Source organism: Arthrobacter zhaoxinii (genome assembly GCF_024385505.1).
Classification (GTDB): domain Bacteria; phylum Actinomycetota; class Actinomycetes; order Actinomycetales; family Micrococcaceae; genus Arthrobacter_B; species Arthrobacter_B zhaoxinii.
On record NZ_JANFLT010000005.1, the window covers coordinates 153657 to 170933 of the forward strand.

Annotated in this window: 18 protein-coding genes; 17 read left to right on the forward strand and 1 reads right to left on the reverse strand. The window is 67.0% G+C overall.

Translation table 11 applies throughout. From position 1 onward, the window contains the following. Window positions 1–13: 13 nt before the first annotated feature. From NNX37_RS08120 to nusB, 13 genes are all read left to right on the forward strand, one after another. Window positions 14–1309: a replication-associated recombination protein A gene (locus tag NNX37_RS08120; RefSeq protein ID WP_407079947.1), complete on the forward strand. Its 1296-nt coding sequence runs from the start codon at window positions 14–16 to the stop codon at window positions 1307–1309. Window positions 1310–1498: 189 nt separating this feature from the next. Beyond that, on the forward strand, window positions 1499–2125 hold the full coding sequence (gene rpsD, locus NNX37_RS08125) for a 30S ribosomal protein S4 (protein ID WP_146361840.1): 627 nt from the start codon (window positions 1499–1501) through the stop codon (window positions 2123–2125). Between the two features lie 228 nt (window positions 2126–2353). Beyond that, complete coding sequence (locus tag NNX37_RS08130) at window positions 2354–2728, forward strand: DUF948 domain-containing protein (RefSeq protein WP_255791888.1); 375 nt, start codon at window positions 2354–2356, stop codon at window positions 2726–2728. Window positions 2729–2765: 37 nt separating this feature from the next. Further along, window positions 2766–3020, forward strand: a complete 255-nt coding sequence (locus NNX37_RS08135) for a hypothetical protein (RefSeq protein WP_255791889.1) — start codon at window positions 2766–2768, stop codon at window positions 3018–3020. A 94-nt stretch (window positions 3021–3114) separates the two neighbouring features. Continuing rightward, complete coding sequence (gene alaS / locus NNX37_RS08140; RefSeq protein ID WP_255791890.1) at window positions 3115–5808, forward strand: alanine--tRNA ligase; 2694 nt, start codon at window positions 3115–3117, stop codon at window positions 5806–5808. Next, window positions 5765–6382: a Holliday junction resolvase RuvX gene (gene ruvX / locus NNX37_RS08145; RefSeq protein ID WP_407079936.1), complete on the forward strand. Its 618-nt coding sequence runs from the start codon at window positions 5765–5767 to the stop codon at window positions 6380–6382. The genes alaS and ruvX overlap by 44 nt, the downstream gene beginning before the upstream one ends. After that, entirely contained in the window at window positions 6379–7590 is a 1212-nt protein-coding gene (mltG, locus tag NNX37_RS08150; protein WP_255791892.1) for an endolytic transglycosylase MltG, read from the forward strand. The genes ruvX and mltG overlap by 4 nt, the downstream gene beginning before the upstream one ends. Then, on the forward strand, window positions 7591–8454 hold the full coding sequence (locus NNX37_RS08155; protein ID WP_255791893.1) for a shikimate dehydrogenase family protein: 864 nt from the start codon (window positions 7591–7593) through the stop codon (window positions 8452–8454). A gap of 32 nt (window positions 8455–8486) precedes the next feature. Then, window positions 8487–9695, forward strand: coding sequence for a chorismate synthase (gene aroC, locus NNX37_RS08160; protein WP_255791895.1), 1209 nt, complete (start codon window positions 8487–8489; stop codon window positions 9693–9695). Then, window positions 9685–10239 (forward strand): shikimate kinase, encoded by a 555-nt coding sequence (locus NNX37_RS08165; RefSeq protein WP_255791896.1) that lies wholly within the window; start codon window positions 9685–9687, stop codon window positions 10237–10239. Before aroC ends, NNX37_RS08165 begins: the two co-directional genes overlap by 11 nt. Further along, window positions 10240–11361 carry a 3-dehydroquinate synthase gene (gene aroB / locus NNX37_RS08170; protein WP_255791898.1) on the forward strand — a complete coding sequence of 374 codons (1122 nt, stop codon included), beginning with the start codon at window positions 10240–10242 and terminating at the stop codon, window positions 11359–11361. A 73-nt stretch (window positions 11362–11434) separates the two neighbouring features. Next, a complete protein-coding gene (gene efp / locus NNX37_RS08175) occupies window positions 11435–11998 on the forward strand; it encodes an elongation factor P (protein ID WP_227911484.1) in 564 nt (187 codons plus the stop codon). Further along, window positions 11995–12405: a transcription antitermination factor NusB gene (nusB, locus tag NNX37_RS08180; RefSeq protein ID WP_230023569.1), complete on the forward strand. Its 411-nt coding sequence runs from the start codon at window positions 11995–11997 to the stop codon at window positions 12403–12405. Before efp ends, nusB begins: the two co-directional genes overlap by 4 nt. A gap of 90 nt (window positions 12406–12495) precedes the next feature. Here nusB and NNX37_RS08185 read toward each other — a convergent pair whose 3' ends face one another. Beyond that, the gene (locus tag NNX37_RS08185) at window positions 12496–13689 is read right to left on the reverse strand and encodes a PrsW family intramembrane metalloprotease (protein ID WP_255791901.1); all 1194 of its coding nucleotides are present in this window, start codon (window positions 13687–13689) and stop codon (window positions 12496–12498) included. A 146-nt stretch (window positions 13690–13835) separates the two neighbouring features. Between NNX37_RS08185 and pyrR the strand changes: the two genes are divergently transcribed. Genes pyrR through NNX37_RS08205 form a run of 4 tightly spaced genes read left to right on the forward strand, consistent with a single transcriptional unit; the run spans window position 13836 to window position 17249 of the window. Continuing rightward, the gene (gene pyrR / locus NNX37_RS08190) at window positions 13836–14417 is read left to right on the forward strand and encodes a bifunctional pyr operon transcriptional regulator/uracil phosphoribosyltransferase PyrR (RefSeq protein ID WP_255791903.1); all 582 of its coding nucleotides are present in this window, start codon (window positions 13836–13838) and stop codon (window positions 14415–14417) included. Next, complete coding sequence (locus NNX37_RS08195) at window positions 14414–15409, forward strand: aspartate carbamoyltransferase catalytic subunit (RefSeq protein ID WP_255791904.1); 996 nt, start codon at window positions 14414–14416, stop codon at window positions 15407–15409. The genes pyrR and NNX37_RS08195 overlap by 4 nt, the downstream gene beginning before the upstream one ends. Beyond that, the gene (locus NNX37_RS08200; RefSeq protein ID WP_255791906.1) at window positions 15406–16734 is read left to right on the forward strand and encodes a dihydroorotase; all 1329 of its coding nucleotides are present in this window, start codon (window positions 15406–15408) and stop codon (window positions 16732–16734) included. Before NNX37_RS08195 ends, NNX37_RS08200 begins: the two co-directional genes overlap by 4 nt. Then, complete coding sequence (locus NNX37_RS08205; RefSeq protein WP_255791907.1) at window positions 16734–17249, forward strand: PH-like domain-containing protein; 516 nt, start codon at window positions 16734–16736, stop codon at window positions 17247–17249. The genes NNX37_RS08200 and NNX37_RS08205 overlap by 1 nt, the downstream gene beginning before the upstream one ends. The last annotated feature ends 28 nt before the right edge of the window (window positions 17250–17277 follow it).

Below are 17277 nucleotides of genomic sequence, written 5' to 3' on the forward strand. Positions count from 1 at the left end.
GCTGGCTGTCCGGATGCGCCCGCGCACGGTGGACGAGGTGGTGGGCCAGCAGCACCTGCTCGGCCCGGGTTCGCCGCTGCGCACGCTGGCTTCCTCCGCCGATGAACGCAACCCCGCCGGTCCCTCCTCGGTCATGCTGTGGGGACCGCCGGGCACCGGCAAGACCACGCTCGCGCACGTTGTCGCCCGCGGCGCAGGACGAAAGTTCGTGGAGCTCTCCGCCATCACGGCCGGCGTCAAGGATGTCCGCCGGGTCATGGAACAGGCACTGACGGACCGGGACCTGCACGGCGTCACCACCATCCTCTTCCTGGACGAGATCCACCGCTTCAACAAGGCCCAGCAGGACGCCCTGCTGCCCGGCGTGGAAAACCGGTGGGTGGTCCTGATGGCCGCCACCACGGAAAACCCGTCCTTCTCCGTGGTTTCCCCGCTGCTGTCCCGGTCGCTGCTGCTCACCCTGAAGCCGCTGACCGAGGAGGATATTGCCGCCCTGCTCCAGCGCGCGGTCGAGGATGAACGGGGACTCGCCGGGCGGGTCACGCTTAGCGCCGAGGCGCTGGAACACCTGGTCCGGCTGGCGGCAGGCGACGCCCGCCGCGGCCTGACCGCACTCGAGGCTGCCGCCGGCGTCGCCTACTCCGAGAAAGCCGACGGCGACGACATCCCGGAAGTCACCCTGAAGCACGCCGAAGAGGCCCTGGACGTCGCGGCGCTGCGCTACGACCGCGCCGGTGACCAGCACTATGACATCACCAGCGCGTTCATCAAGTCCCTCCGTGGATCCGACGTCGACGCCGCACTGCACTACCTGGCCCGCATGCTGGAATCGGGGGAGGACCCCCGGTTTATTTCCCGGCGGCTGATCATCTCGGCGTCGGAGGATGTGGGCATGGCGGATCCGACGGCGCTGCAGACCGCCGTCGCGGCGGCCCAGGCCGTGCAGCTGATCGGCATGCCGGAAGGGCGGATCATCCTCGCGGAGGCGGTGGTGCATATTGCCACGGCCCCGAAGTCCAACGCTGCCTACAACGGCATCAACGCGGCCATCGCCGATGTCCGGGCCGGGCGCGGACAGGGCGTTCCCTCCCATCTGCGTGATGCCCACTACCCGGGTGCGAAGCAGCTGGGGCACGGCAAGGGATACGTCTATTCGCATGATTCGCCGCACGGGGTTGCGCGCCAGCAGTACGCCCCGGATGACCTGGTCGGAAAGAACTACTACGAACCCACCGGCAACGGAGTGGAACGCGACATCACCGCGCGGCTGGAGCGGCTGCGGGGGATCATCCGCGGGGAGAAGTCCTGACCTGCCGGCCCCGCATCCCGTGTTAGCATTGATGGTTGACTGGCAAGCCGGGTGTCGATTTCGACACCCACGGCTGTAGCAGACGGCAGCGGTTGGCCGGAGCTCTCCCTCATGGAGGCCAGCATATTTCGCAGCAGTCACGGCACGCTTCACCGCCGTGGCCAAACCGCCAAACAGTGAAAGGTGAACGTGGCTAACAACACACGTGCACGCCGGCAGGCACGCGCATCGCGCGCCCTCGGCATTGCTTTGACCCCCAAGGCAGCAAAGTACTTCGAGCGTCGGCCTTACCCCCCGGGTGAGCACGGCCGCGCCCGTCGCAAGCAGGACAGCGACTACGCCGTACGTCTGCGCGAAAAGCAGCGTCTGCGCGCCCAGTACGGCATCCGCGAAGCACAGATGACCCGTGTCTTCGAAGAAGCCCGCCGTACCGCCGGTCTGACCGGTGAAAACCTGATCGAACTGCTCGAAATGCGTCTCGACGCCCTCGTGCTGCGTGCCGGCTTCGCCCGCACGATCGCCCAGGCCCGCCAGCTGGTTGTGCACCGCCACATCCTGGTTGACGGCGCCCGCGTGGACCGCCCGTCCTTCCGCGTTTCCGAAGGCCAGCTCATCCACGTGCACCAGCGCAGCGAGACCATGACGCCGTTCCAGGTTGCCGCAGCCGGCGCCCACCGCGACGTCCTGCCCGCCGTTCCGGGTTACCTCGATGTTTCCCTGGACAAGCTGCAGGCACGCCTCGTGCGTCGCCCGAAGCGCTCGGAAGTTCCCGTGACCTGCGAAGAGCAGCTCGTCGTGGAATACTACGCACGCTAATAACGGAGAAAATTTTCCGTTTACTGAACAGCCCGCGGCCTTGTGCCGCGGGCTGTTCCGTTGTCCGGGGTAGATGCCGCCCCAAGTGGCGCACGCGGCAAAAGTAAGTGCCGCGGGGCTGCAGTAGGTAAGGTACATACCGGGGTCTTTCGCCGTATCCAGGCAGGGACTCCAGGGCAGAGCCGGTCACGGTGCTGCGAACCACAAATTTTGCGTAAAAGGAGTCCCATGTCGGGTGGAGATATAGCCGGTCTGATCGCGGCCGGTGTGTTTGCCGTGTTGGTCGCATTGCTGGCCGTTCCCGTCTGGAAACTGGGGAAGGTCTTTGACGAGATGCGCTCCGCCATCCGGACCCTCAGCGAGGAAACCACACCGCTGATCGACGAGGTCACCACCACGGTGTCCACCACCAACCAGCAGCTGCAGAAGGTGGACGGCATCTCCTCGAACGTCTCGGACGCGACGGCGAACCTGTCCGCTCTGTCTTCCCTGGTGGCCGCCACCGTGGGTTCCCCGCTGATCAAGGTCTCGGCGTTCAGCTACGGCGTCCGCTCGGCCCTTGCTTCCCGCAGGACGGCCGGCCACGGCCGGCGCAGCCGCTAAGTACGCCAGCACACTTAACCAACTACAGGAGCCAGCCATGATCAAGCGCGTATTTTGGATGTCCATCGGCGTCGCCATCGGCGTCATTGCCGTCCGCAGGGTTTCCGAAGCCAAGGCCAGCCTGAGCCAGGCTGGAATCAACCGTGCGGTGGATTCCGCCGCGGGCGTGGTGCAGGGCTTTGCCGAAGCCCTGCGCGAAGGCATGGGCCAGCGCGAGGGCGAGCTGCGCGCCGCACTTGGACTGGACACTCCCGAGAACGTCACTGAGACACTGAGGTCCATGCGCCGCTGAGCGCCGGTACTTCTTCATCACTGGCAGCACAGCACAACGCACGCAGTTCCACCTGCATGCTGAACCATCATTACCGGAAGGGTAGAGAAGCACCATGAAGTCCCACGAGATTGCACGCCGCTGGCTGGACTACTTCAGCGAGAAGGGGCATACGGTGGTGCCCTCGGCGTCGCTCGTCTCCAACGATCCCTCGCTGCTGTTCACCGTGGCCGGCATGGTGCCGTTCATCCCCTACCTCACCGCCCGGGAAAAGGCCCCGTACAGCCGGGCAACCAGCGTGCAGAAGTGCATCCGCACCGCGGACATCGAAGAAGTGGGCAAGACCGCACGCCACGGCACCTTCTTCCAGATGGCCGGTAACTTCTCCTTCGGTGACTACTTCAAGGAAGAAGCGATCACCTATGCCTGGGACCTGCTGACCTCCGACGTGGAGAAGGGCGGCTACGGGCTGGACCCGCAGCGGCTCTGGGTCACCGTCTACGAAGACGGCGACGAGCGCGACGACGAAGCCCGTGCCATTTGGCGGGACAAGATCGGCATCCCGAACGAACGCATTGTGGGAACCGGCAAGGCGGACAACTACTGGAACACCGGACAGGCCGGCCCCGGCGGTCCCTGCTCCGAGATCTACTACGACCGCGGCGCGGCCTACGGCCAGGAAGGCGGCCCGGCCGTCGACGAGACGCGTTACATCGAAATCTGGAACCTGGTCTTTATGCAGTACCAGCTCTCCGCCGTCCGCTCCAAGACGGACTTCGACGTTGCCGGCGAACTGCCGCAGAAGAACATCGACACCGGCCTCGGCCTGGAACGCCTCGCCATGATCCTGCAGGGCGTGGAGAACATGTACGAGACGGACCAGGTCCGTCCCGTGCTGGACAAGGCCGCCGAGCTTTCCGGCAAGACCTACACCAGCGCCGAGGACCCCTCCGATCCGCACCACACCGATGACGTCCGGATGCGCGTGGTGGGCGACCACATCCGCTCCGCGCTGATGCTGATTTCCGACGGCGTGAGCCCCTCCAACGAAGGCCGCGGCTACGTGCTGCGCCGCCTGATCCGCCGTGCCGTCCGCGCCATGCGCCTGCTCGGCGTGGAAACGGCCGTGCTGCCCGAACTGCTGCCGGTTTCCCGGGACGCCATGAAGGGCACCTACCCTGAGGTCGAGGCCGACTTCGCCCGGATCAGCCGGATTGCCTACGCCGAGGAAAAAGCGTTCCTGCGGACCATCGCCTCCGGCACCGAGCGCCTGGAAGAAGCCGTCAAGGTCTCCAAGGCCGCCGGCTCCCCGCTGAGCGGCGAAGAAGCCTTCGCCCTGCATGACACCTACGGGTTCCCCATCGACCTCACGCTGGAAATGGCCGAGGAAGCGGGCCTGAAGGTGGACGAGGCCGGCTTCCGGTCCCTCATGTCCGAGCAGCGCAAGCGCGCCCAGGCAGATGCCCGCGGGAAGAAGCACGGACACGCCGACATGTCCGTCTTCAACGAACTGCTGGCCGCAGGGCAGACGGTGTTCACCGGCTACGACGAGCTGAAGTCCGAATCCAAGGTCCGCGGCATCATTTCCGGAGATTCCCGGGTGGAATACGCCGGACAGGGCTCGGAGATTTCCCTGGTCCTAGACTCCACGCCGTTCTACGCCGAAGCCGGCGGCCAGGCCGCCGACACCGGCCTCATCACCGGTGACGGCTTTGTCCTCGAGGTGCAGGACGTCCAGCGCCCGGTCAAGGGGCTGAGCGTGCACAAGGCCATTGTCCGCGAAGGCGAGATCGCTGCCGGCGCCAATGTGCTGGCCGCCGTCGACGCCCAGCGCCGCCACGAAGCCGAGCAGGCGCACTCCGGCACGCACATTGTGCACGCCGCCCTGCACCAGATCCTCGGCCCGGAAGCCCTCCAGCGCGGTTCCTTCAACAAGGCCGGCTACCTCCGCTTCGACTTCTCCTGGGGTGAAGGCCTGTCCGACGCCGCCAAGTCGGAAATCGAAGAGGTCTCCAATCTGGCAATCCGCAGCAACTACCAGGTCGAAACCAAGATCATGTCCCTGTCCGAGGCGAAGGCCCTGGGCGCCACCGCACTGTTCGGCGAAGCCTACGGCGACACCGTGCGCGTGGTGGAAATGAACGGCGACTGGTCCCGTGAACTCTGCGGCGGAACGCACGTGGCCTCAACCTCCCGCATCGGCAGCCTGACGCTGTTGGGCGAGCAGTCCGTAGGGTCCGGCAACCGCCGAGTCGAAGCCTTCGTGGGCATGGATGCCTTCCGCCACCTCGCTGCCGAACGGGCACTGGTGAACGAACTCTCCGAGATGCTCAAGGTCCCGTCGGCGCAGCTGCCGGACCGCCTTGCCGCCACGCTGGCAAAGCTGAAGTCCACCGAGAAGGAACTGGACCGGCTGCGCCGCGAGCAGCTGGCGGCCTCGGCTGCCGCCCTCGTGGGCACCGCAGTGGACGTCGACGGCGTGCGGCTGCTCGCCCACAACGCCGGCGAGGTCGGGGGAGCGGACGATCTGCGTACCCTGGCACTCGACCTGCGCTCCCGCTTGGGCAGCGACGCCGCAGCTGTGGCCGTGGCCGGTGTCTCCAACAACCGTCCGGTAGTGATTGTTGCCACCAATGAAGGCGCCCGCAGTGCAGGCGTCAAGGCCGGGGCACTGGTCAAGGTTGCCGCCGGTGTGCTCGGCGGCGGCGGAGGCGGCAAGGACGACGTTGCCCAGGGCGGCGGCTCGGACGCCGGCAAGATTGCGGATGCGCTCACGGCCATCCGCCAAGCCGTGGCCGGACGGGCCTAACTTGGCAACTCTCCGCGGGGTAAAGCTGGGTGTCGACGTCGGCCTCGTAAGGGTCGGCCTCGCAGCCAGCGACCCCGACGGCGTCCTGGCCATGCCGGTGAAGACGCTGAAGCGGGACGCTAAGAAAAACAGCGACATCCGCGTGGTGGTCCGCGAAGCTGCAGAGCGGGAGGCCGTTGAGGTGTTCGTCGGCCTCCCGCGGAGCCTGAGCGGCGGTGAAACCGCGTCCACCCGGATGGCGCGCGAGTACGCGCAGACGCTGGCCCGGGCCCTGGCCGATGCCGGGCAGGACCAGCAGGTGCGGCTCGTGGACGAGCGGCTGACTACTGTGTCCGCGCACCGATCGCTGCATGAAGCTGGAATGAACAGCCGGAATCACCGTACAGTAGTGGATCAAGCGGCCGCTGTGGCCATTTTGCAGCAGTCTATTGACACACAGCGGTCCCTGAACCGGGACGTAGGGGAGCTGGTTACACCTAGCCGGCCGCGCCGCCCAGGCGGCGGAGTGCCGGCCCCGACCGAGGAGTTCGACATTTCGCAGGACATCGAGCGCGAAGGCGGTATCACGCCGTGAGCCACAGATATCCCGAGTACCCCCCGATGGCGGAGCCGGAGCGCCAGCCCGGGCAGTCCGGCGGGGACCTGCCCGTGGGCCAGTTCTTTGAGGAGTCCTTGGAGCTGCCCAGCCGCAGGAGCCAGCGGCCGAGCCATGAAAAGCAGCGCCGCCGCCGGCGCCGCACCATCGTGATGATCACTGTGCTGGCCGTGTTTGCCGGGGTTGTTTTCGGCCTCATCATGTTCCTGCGGGACCTTTTGGGCATGAACGAGATCCAGGACTACGACGGCGCCGGCAACGGTACCGTGGCCTTTACCGTCGCAGAGGGTGACGGTCCGCTGCTGATCGGCGGCAAGCTCGAGTCCGAAGACATCGTGGCCTCCTCTAAGAAGTTCATCGACACCTTCTCCGCGCAGTCCGACGGCCGGGAGATCCAGCCGGGCACGTATGAAATGAAGTATCGGATGTCCTCTTCGGCAGCCGTGGACGCCCTGCTGGGAGACGGGGGCAGCCAGGTGCATTACGCCGCCGTGGCCCGTGACCTGCGCCAGAACGAGGTCTTTGAAGTCCTCAACACCTCCACTCGGATTCCGCTCTCGGAGTTCCAGGCCCTGGCCGCCGATCCGCAGCAGTTCGGTCTGCCCGAGGAAGCAGTGAGTCTCGAGGGCTACCTGCACCCGGGCGAATACCGGTTCGACGTGGAGAAGACCGCCACCGAGATCATCACCGAGATGGTGGAGAACACCTTCGCCGAGCTCGAAGCGGCCGGCATTACCGACCCCGCCGAGCAGTACCGGGTCCTGACCAAGGCCAGCATCATCCAGGCCGAAGCCGGGGAAGCCGACTACGGTTCGGTTGCCGGTTCCATTGAGAACCGCCTGGGTCCGGACAACAAGGAAACCAGCGGGCTGATCCAGTCCGATGCTACGGTCACCTACGGTCTGGGACGCAAGAGCTACGAACTCACCCAAGAGGAAAAGGACGACAAGTCCAACCCGTACAACACGTACGCCAACCCCGGCCTGCCCGTCGGTCCGATCGGCTCCCCGAGCCGTGAGGCCATTGACGCGGCAGCCAATCCGGACGACGTCCCGTACTTCTACTGGGTCACCGTCAACCTGGACACCGGCGAAACCAAGTTCTCCACCACGTACGCGGAGCACCTCAAATATGTGGAGGAATACCAGAACTGGTGCGGCACTCAAAAAGAAGGACGGTGCCAGTAGGTGGATCCACGGCGGGCAGCCGTCCTGGGACACCCGATCGGCCATTCCAAGTCACCCCTTCTGCACCGGGCGGCCTACGCCCATCTGGGGTTCGAGTGCAGCTATGAGGCCATCGATGTCCGCGAAGCGGAAGCCGCAGAGTTTGTGGCCTCCCTTCGCGGGCAGGCGGGTTGGACCGGCCTGTCCGTGACCATGCCGCTGAAGGCCGTGATGGTGACGCAGGTGGACGAGGTCCGGCCGCTGGTACAGGCACTCGGAGTGCTGAACACCGTGAGCTTCGCCCGCACGGACTCCGGCCCGCGGCTGATCGGGCACAACACCGATGTGGCCGGCATAGTCGGAGCCCTGCGGCACGCCGGAACCGGGCGCCGGCCGCGCGCCGTCGTGCTCGGTGCCGGTGGAACCGCGTGTGCAGCCGTTGCCGCCCTGGCACAGCTGGACGCGGCCGGCGTCGACGTCTGCGCACGGCGCTTCCCGGAAGCGGCAGCCGGCAGGGCAGGAGTCCGCGAAGCCGGCCTGGCAACCGGGGTCACGGTGCGCCCGCGCCCCTGGGAGGAGGCAGCAGCGGCCTGCTCGGCAGCCGACGTCGTGATCTGCACGCTGCCCCCGCACGGCGCCGACGGCCTGGCGGAGGAAATCGCCGCGGTACGCCCGGGCGCCGTCCTCCTGGACGCGGCCTATGACCCCTGGCCGAGCCGCCTTGCCTCGGCCTGGTCCGGACTCGGCGGAACAGTGGCCCCGGGCATCGAGATGCTGCTGTACCAGGCCGTAGAACAGGTCAAGCTGTTCACTGCGGATGCCTTCACCGATGAACCCGGCGTCATAAACGCCATGTGTGACGCGGTGGGAATCCCCCGGCGCTGAACGCCCCCGCCGGGCATGGCAGTATTGAAAGCATGTTGCGTTGGTTGACCGCCGGTGAGTCCCACGGCCCTGCCCTTGTCGGAATTATTGAAGGCGTCCCTGCCGGAGTGGAAGTGGACAGCACCGCCGTCTCCGCAGCCCTGGCCCGCCGGCGGCTCGGCTACGGCCGCGGCGCACGGATGAAGTTCGAGCAGGATGCGGTGCGCATCCTCGGCGGTGTCCGCCACGGCCTCACCCAGGGCGGCCCCGTCGCCATTGAAATCGGCAACACCGAGTGGCCCAAATGGGAACAGGTCATGGCTGCCGATCCCGTGGACCCGGCAGTCCTGGCAGATTCCGCCCGCAACGCCCCGCTCACCCGTCCCCGTCCGGGGCACGCCGACTTCACCGGCATGCAGAAATACGGCTTTGACGAGGCCCGGCCCGTCCTCGAACGCGCCAGCGCCCGCGAGACAGCCACCCGCGTGGCCCTCGGTGCGGTGGCTTCGGCCTTCCTTCGCCAGCTCGGCATTGAACTGGTCAGCCACACGGTGGGGATCGCCGGAGTCATGGCACCCGAGGGGTCCGCACTGCCGCTGCCCGCCGACGTCGACGCCCTCGACGCCGATCCGATGCGCTGCTTCGACGCCGGCGTGTCGGCGGCCATGGTGGCCGAAGTCGATGCCGCCCACAAGGAGGGCGAGACGCTCGGGGGAGTGGTGGAGGTGCTGGCCTACGGCCTGCCGCCCGGACTGGGCAGCTACGTGCACTGGGACCGCCGGCTGGACGCCCGGATTGCCGGTGCCCTGATGGGCATCCAGGCCATCAAGGGCGTGGAGGTGGGTGACGGGTTCCTCACAGCCACCCGCCGCGGTTCCGCCGCGCATGACGAAATCCTGCAGGACGCCGACGGCCGGGTGGTCCGCTCCGGCAACCGCGCCGGAGGGATCGAAGGCGGCATGAGCATCGGCGAACTGCTGCGGGTGCGGGCCGCCATGAAACCCATTGCCACCGTGCCGCGGGCGCTGCGCACCGTGGACGTGAGTACGTCCGAGCCGGCGCGTGCCCACCACCAGCGGTCGGATGTCTGCGCGGTCCCCGCTGCAGGAGTGGTGGCTGAAGCCATGGTGGCGCTGGTCCTGGCCGAAGCCGTGATTGAGAAGTTCGGCGGTGACTCCGTGCGCGAGACGGCACGCAACCTGCACGCCTACCTGGCCGCCATCCCGCAGCCGCTGGAATCCGCCGGTACCGATGTCCTCTAGGAGAGGCCTGCCCCGGAGCCGCTCGTGGAGCTCTGACCGGCACCTGGTCCTGATGGGCTTCATGGCGGCGGGGAAGTCCGTCGTTGGACGCGGGTTCGCTGCCCGCCAGGGGATGCCCTTCCTGGACACGGACGAGGCCGTCGTCTCCCGGTACGGGCCCATTGCCGGCATTTTCAGCGCCTACGGCGAGCACTATTTCCGGGAAGTCGAAGCACGGACCGTTGCCGCGGCGCTTGAGGCCCGCGTGCCCACCGTGATTTCACTGGGCGGGGGAGCGGTACTGGACTCGGGGACCCAGCAGCTGCTCGGCCGCGCCACGGTAGTGTTTCTGGATACGGACCTTGCCACCGTGCTTCCCCGCATCACCCGTGCAGGCCACCGCCCGCTGCTGGCACCGGACCCGGTCCGGCGCTGGCAGGAGCTGGCGGACATCCGCCGCCCCATATACGAATCCCTGGCCGACATCACCATAGACACCAGGGGACTTACCGTTCCGGCCATCATTGACCGGCTGACTTCCGTCCTCACTAAAGGAGAAGACTAGATGCCCTCCGAACCAACGATCATCCCGGTGACCGGCGCCAACCCCGCAGACAATTACGACGTCGTTGTGGGTCACGGCCTGCTCGGCCGGCTGCCGGACATGCTCGGTGAGCGCGTGCGCCGTGTCCTGGTCATCCATCCCCGCGCCCTGCGCACCACCGGCGACACCGTGCGCGATGAACTCGCCGCGACCGGTTTGACGGCCGTAACCGCCGAAATTCCGGATGCCGAAGAGGGCAAGCACATCCAGGTGGCGTCCTTCTGCTGGCAGGTGCTCGGCCAGAACGACTTCACCCGGTCCGATGCCATTGTGGCCGTGGGCGGCGGCGCCGTCACCGACGTGGCCGGCTTCGTTGCCGCCACCTGGCTGCGCGGCATCAAGGTGGTGCACATTCCGACCTCCCTGCTGGGTATGGTGGACGCCGCCGTGGGCGGCAAGACCGGCATCAACACCGCCGAGGGCAAGAACCTGGTGGGCGCCTTCCACCCGCCGGCCGGAGTCCTGGCGGACCTGGACGCGCTGGCCACCCTGCCGAAGAACGAACTGCTCAGCGGCATGGCCGAGGTCATCAAATGCGGTTTCATTGCCGACCCCGCCATCCTGGACCTGGTCGAAGCGAACCGTGAGGCAGTCGCCGACGGCGGGTCCGCCGTCGTCCGCGAACTGGTGGAACGTTCCATCCGGGTCAAAGCCGACATTGTCTCCTCCGACCTGCGGGAGTCCGGCCGCCGCGAATTCCTGAACTACGGGCACACGCTGGGCCATTCCATCGAGCTGGCGGAACGGTACCAGTGGCGCCACGGTGCCGCCGTGTCCGTGGGACTGGTCTTTGCCGCGGAGCTGGGCCGGACCGTCGGCCGCCTGGATGACGCCACGGCTGACCGGCACAAGGAGATCCTGTCCTCGCTGGGACTGCCGGTGACGTACCGGAAGGACCGCTGGTCCGCACTGCTGGACGGCATGCGGCGGGACAAGAAGTCCCGCGGCGACCTGCTGCGCTTCGTGGTGCTGGACGGGCTGGCGAAACCGTCCATGCTCGAGGTGCCGGACACCTCGCTGCTGTTCGCTGCCTACCAGGAGATCGCCTCCGAGCCGCAGGGCGGAATCCGCCTCAGCCTGTAGGTTGTGCGCGAGCGGGTAGAATAGTCGACGGACTTGAATAAAACGTACTTTCACGAACAACGGAAGAGAAACTGTGGCGACGACCAACGACATCAAGAACGGCACCGTGCTGAAGCTTGAAGGCAACCTCTGGAGCATCATCGAGTTCCAGCACGTGAAGCCGGGCAAGGGTGGTGCGTTCGTCCGTACCAAGATGCGCAACGTGACTTCGGGCAAGGTAGTGGACAAGACGTTCAACGCCGGCATCAAGGTCGAGACCGCCACCGTGGACCGCCGCGACTACCAGTACCTGTACCAGGACGGCGAAGACTACGTCTTCATGGACACCTCCGACTTCGACCAGCTCACGGTCCCCGGCAAGATTGTCGGTGACAACGCGAACTTCATGATGGAGTCCATGATGGTCACCATCGCCATCCACGAAGGCTCGCCGCTCTACATCGAGCTGCCGCCGTCGGTCACCATGGAAATCACCTACACGGAGCCGGGGCTGCAGGGCGACCGCTCCACCGGCGGCACCAAGCCGGCCACCATCGAGACCGGCTACGAGATCCAGGTGCCCCTGTTCCTGGAACAGGGCACCAAGGTCAAGGTTGACACCCGCACCGGCGACTACCTGGGACGCGTTAACGAGTGAGCGCACGCAGTAAAGCACGGACCCGGGCACTGGAGGTCCTTTTCGAAGCCGAACAGCGTTCGGTTTCGGCCTTCGATGCCATCCGGGCCCGCCGCGAAAAGACCGACCAGACCATCAACCCCTACACCATGGACCTGGTGGAAGGCGTGGTTGCGATGCAGGAGCAGATTGACGAGTTCCTGAGCACGTATTCGCAGGGCTGGACGCTTGATCGCATGCCTTCGGTGGACCGCATCATCCTCCGCCTGGGCACGTGGGAACTCCTCTACAACGACGACGTTCCCGACAAGGTGGCCATCAGCGAAGCCGTGGAATTGGCAAAAGCGTTCTCCACGGACGAATCCCCGGCCTTCATCAACGGCCTGCTGGGCCGGCTCCAGGAACTGAAGCCGTCCCTCCTGGCGTAGGCAGAACCCGCATTAACGAAAAGACCGGCCCCTTGGGGCCGGTCTTTTCTGCGTTGCGGCTGTTGCGGCCGGCTCAGCCCGGCCGCACGTTTACCGCTGTCCCGCCAGCATGGCGGACCGGATCCCGGTGACCTCGCCCAGCAGGGTCCGCTCGTACTCCTGGTTGGCAGGGACGTCCCGGCCGGCGGCTATCTGCTGCCGGGTCAGCGCCAGGCGGGTGGCACGCCGGATGAACTCCTTCATGGCCGGTGCCGTTCCGGTGGCCCGCGCCCAGACCATTGCCTGGCGGCGGCCGGCCCCGGTGGCCAGCATGCCCACTTCGGCAGGGGTGAACCAGCCTGCCGCGGCATATTCCGACAGCCGGCGCAGGGTCAGGCGCTGCTCCGCACGGCGCAGCAGCCACACCCCGGTGACCGCTGCGGCGAAGAACGGAACCTGGAGCAGGAAGTAGAAGAGGAAGAAGTCTCCGAACAGGAACGCGGGGCCGCCGTTCCAGAGCATGTGTCCGAGGATGGCGGGAATCAGGCCGAGCACGAAGGCCGGCAGGATCCACGCATTGCCGGCGCGCCGCGCCGCCAGGCCGAGCGCGATTCCGGTGCAGGCGGTGAACAGCACATGGGCGAAGGGGGAGAGCAGTCCGCGGAGGATGAAGGTAAAACCGAGTTGATAGATGGTGTCGTTCCCGGCGGCCAGCAGGGCGGAGCCGAAATAGAGGATGTTCTCCGTGAAGGCGAACCCCGCAGCCACGGCAGCAGCGAAGACTATGCCGTCCACCGGACCGTCAAAGATCCGCCGCCGGACCACCAGCAGCAGGAGGATGCCCAGCCCCTTGGCGACTTCCTCCACCACGGGAGCCTGGACCACGGCGCCGAGCGCGTCCGCGGAGCCGTACGGAACCAGCTCCAGCAAGGCAAACGTGAAGTACGGGCCCACCAGCAGGGCGATCGCCACCGAGACGCCGGCACCCCAGAGGAAGGAAAACACCAGGCTGCTGCGCGGTTCGGGCTCCCACCTGTCCACCCACCAGATCCCCAGCACGCAGATGCCCAGGGGCACCAGGGCGAGGAGCCCGCAGACAATGAAGGCCGGCGGGCCAAGGCTGTCCAGCAGGAACATTCCCACCCACGCAAGCGCCACGGCGGAGAGCACAATCAGCACTACGGTCGCCGCCAGTCCCTTGTCGCGGCGTACCGCCGGAGGGGACCAGAAGGTCTGGACGGGCGCGGAACCGTAGCCCGGAGGGGCGGGATGCTGCTGGTCGGGGAAGCTGCCGGGTGCGCTCATGCGCTGGGCCTGATCATAGGAGACAGGATAGTTCCACCGCAGACTGTTCCCGGTCACGGAGCGGGCAGCGGCGTGCCCTGTGATAGCTTGGTGCCGCATTCAACCTTTAAATTCCGTCCTGTGAGGCGGGGAAGGAGGAAGCGAATATGACGGCCGATGCCATTTCCAGCCGTACTGTTTTGTCTTCAGCTGACATTGACCGCGCCCTGACGCGGATTGCCTATGAGATCCTCGAGGCGAACAAGGGCCCCGAAGACCTGGTCCTGATGGGGATTCCCCGCCGCGGCTATCCCTTGGCCCGGCGCCTGGCCGCCAAGATTGCAGCCGCAGCCCCCGGCGTCGATCCGGCGGCCATCACCGGCCAGCTCGACGTCACCATGTTCCGCGACGATCTCGCCCGCAGGCCCACCCGGCCGCCTTATGCCACCCGCGTCCCGGTGACCGGCATCGATGACAAGGTCGTGGTGCTGGTGGACGACGTCCTGTATTCCGGCCGGACCATCCGCTCGGCACTGGACGCCCTCGTCGACCTCGGCCGTCCCCGCATTGTCCGGCTGGCGGTGCTGGTGGACCGCGGCCACCGCGAGCTGCCCATCAGGGCGGACCACGTGGGCAAGAACCTGCCCACCTCGTCCCTGGAACAGGTCCGGGTCCGGCTGGCGGAAACCGACAGCGCGGCTCCAGATGAAGCGGCCACAGACGAGGTAGTCATCGAGGGCACTGCATGAGGCACCTGCTGTCCACCATGGACCTCGGCCGGGACGACGCCCTGGCCATCCTGGACACTGCCGAACAAATGGCGGCGGTGGGGGAGCGGGAAGTAAAGAAGCTCCCGGCCCTGCGCGGACGCACCGTGGTGAACCTCTTCTTCGAGGACTCCACCCGCACGCGCATCTCCTTCGAGGCCGCCGCGAAACGGCTGTCCGCCGACGTCATCAATTTCTCCGCCAAGGGCTCCTCGGTCTCCAAGGGGGAATCGCTGAAGGACACCGCACAGACCCTGGCCGCCATGGGCGCCGACGCCGTGGTGATCCGGCACGGCTCCTCCGGAGCGCCGGCACGGCTGGCGTCCTCCGGCTGGATCGATGCCGCCGTACTCAACGCCGGGGACGGCACGCACGAACACCCCACCCAGGCGCTGCTGGACGCCTTCACCATGCGCCGGCACTGGGCCCGGCTGCACGGCACCGAGTCCGCCGGCACCGACCTGGCCGGCATGAAAGTGGTGATTGCCGGGGATGTGCTGCACTCCCGGGTGGCCCGCTCGGACCTGTGGCTGCTTCGGACACTGGGCGCGGAAGTCACCCTGGTGGCCCCGCCGACGCTGCTGCCGTTCGGCGTCGAGTCCTGGCCCTGCACCGTCACGTACGACCTTGACGAGGCGCTGGACGCCCGTCCGGATGCGGTGATGATGCTGCGGGTGCAGGGCGAACGGATGCACTCGGCCTTCTTCCCGTCCGTCCGCGAGTATTCCCGCCGTTGGGGCCTGGACGATGTCCGCCTGGACCGGCTGGACGCCCTGGGCCTGACGGACACCATCATCATGCATCCCGGGCCGATGAACCGCGGGCTGGAAATCTCCGCCCGGGCAGCGGATTCGCCCCGCTCCACCGTCCTGGACCAGGTCCGCAACGGAGTCTCCGTGCGCATGGCCGCCCTTTACCTGCTGCTCTCCGGAGAGAACAGCACCGACCGCACACCGCAGGAGCAGCCACGATGAGCACCACCGGTACCTATCTGATCCGCGGGGCCTCCGTGCTCGGCGCGGAGCACGCGGACATCCGCATCGAGAACGGCATCATTGCCGCCGTCGCCCCCGGGCTGCCGGTGCCCGACGGCGCCTCCGTGATCGAGGCGGAAGGCCTGATTGCCCTGCCCGGCATGGTGGACCTGCACACGCACCTGCGCGAACCCGGCCGCGAGGATGCCGAAACCGTCGAAACCGGCACCCGGGCGGCGGCGCTGGGCGGCTTCACCGCCGTCCACGCCATGGCCAACAGCATGCCCGTGGCTGACACGGCCGGCGTGGTGGAACAGGTCCTTCACCTGGGGGAGCGGGCCGGCTGGGTGGACGTGCGTCCCGTAGGAGCGGTCACCGTGGGCCTGGCAGGCGAACAACTGGCCGAGCTCGGGGCAATGGCCGATTCCCGGGCACGGGTGCGCGTGTTTTCCGACGACGGCAAATGCGTTTCGGATCCGGTGCTGATGCGCCGCGCCCTGGAATACGTGAAGGCGTTCGACGGCGTCATCGCCCAGCACGCGCAGGAACCCCGCCTGACCGAGGATGCGCAGATGAACGAAGGCGAGGTCAGTGCCGTCCTCGGACTGGCCGGCTGGCCCGCCGTTGCCGAAGAATCCATCATTGCCCGTGACGTCCTGCTGGCCCGGCACACCGGATCCCGGCTGCACGTCTGCCATGTCTCGACCGCCGGCTCCGTGGAGATCCTCCGCTGGGCGAAGGAGCGCGGCATCCGGGTCACCGCCGAGGTCACCCCGCACCACCTGCTGCTGACCGATGAACTGGTACGGACCTACGATCCGGTCTACAAGGTGAACCCGCCCCTGCGTACCGAAGCAGATGTGCAGGCCGTCCGCCGCGGCCTTGCCGACGGCACCATCGACATTGTCGGCACCGACCATGCCCCGCACCCGAGCGAACATAAGGAAGGCGAGTGGGCCCATGCGGCGATGGGCATGACCGGCCTGGAAACCGCCCTTTCCGTGGTGCAGCACGCCATGATCGACACCGGGCTGATGGACTGGGCCGGCTTTGCGCGCGTAACTTCCGCAACGCCGGCCCTGATCGGACGGGTGCCGGAGCAGGGCAGGCCGGTCGCAGCCGGTGAACCGGCCAACGTCATATTGGTGAACCCGTCTGCGCGCAGGCGGGTCGACCCCAATAAGATGGCAACCAAGGGACGCAACAGTCCGTTTGCCGGACTGGAACTGCCCGGTGGGGTCGAAGCGGTGTTCTACGCCGGCCACCCCACCGTCCTGAACGGCAGACTGAACACGCCCCACCCCGCTGCCGCAAAGGAATCCTGATGGAACTGGTCTTATTCTTCCTGGGCCTGGCCGCCCTTATCGTTGTGGTGCTGGGCCTGTTTGCCCTCGGCTGGCGCGGCAGGCGACGCCGCCAGCAGGACACGCCCCGCCCGCTGCCCCTGCCGGACGAACTGTCCGATCCCGGCTTCCAGGCGCTCGGCCAATATGTCGCCACCACCACCGCCGGTGACTGGCTGGACCGTGTGGCACTCTACGGCCTGGGCGTAAAGTCCAACGCCACCGCCGCGGTTTTCCCCGAAGGCGTGCTCTTTGCCCGCTCGGGCGCCGATGACCTCTGGATCCCGCGCCGGGACCTGCACGACGTCCGCCTCGAGCGGGGCATGGCCGGAAAGTTCGTCGAAAAAGACGGACTGGTCATTGTGACCTGGCAGCTGGGCCCCAAGCGCGTGGACACCGGTTTCCGCACCCGCTCCGCGGACGAGAAGACACCCCTTGTCCGCGCCATTACCGAACTTCTGCCGGAATCGGCCACCCCTAGCGAGGAACAACTGTGACAGTGCACGAGACCATCAACCCCACGCC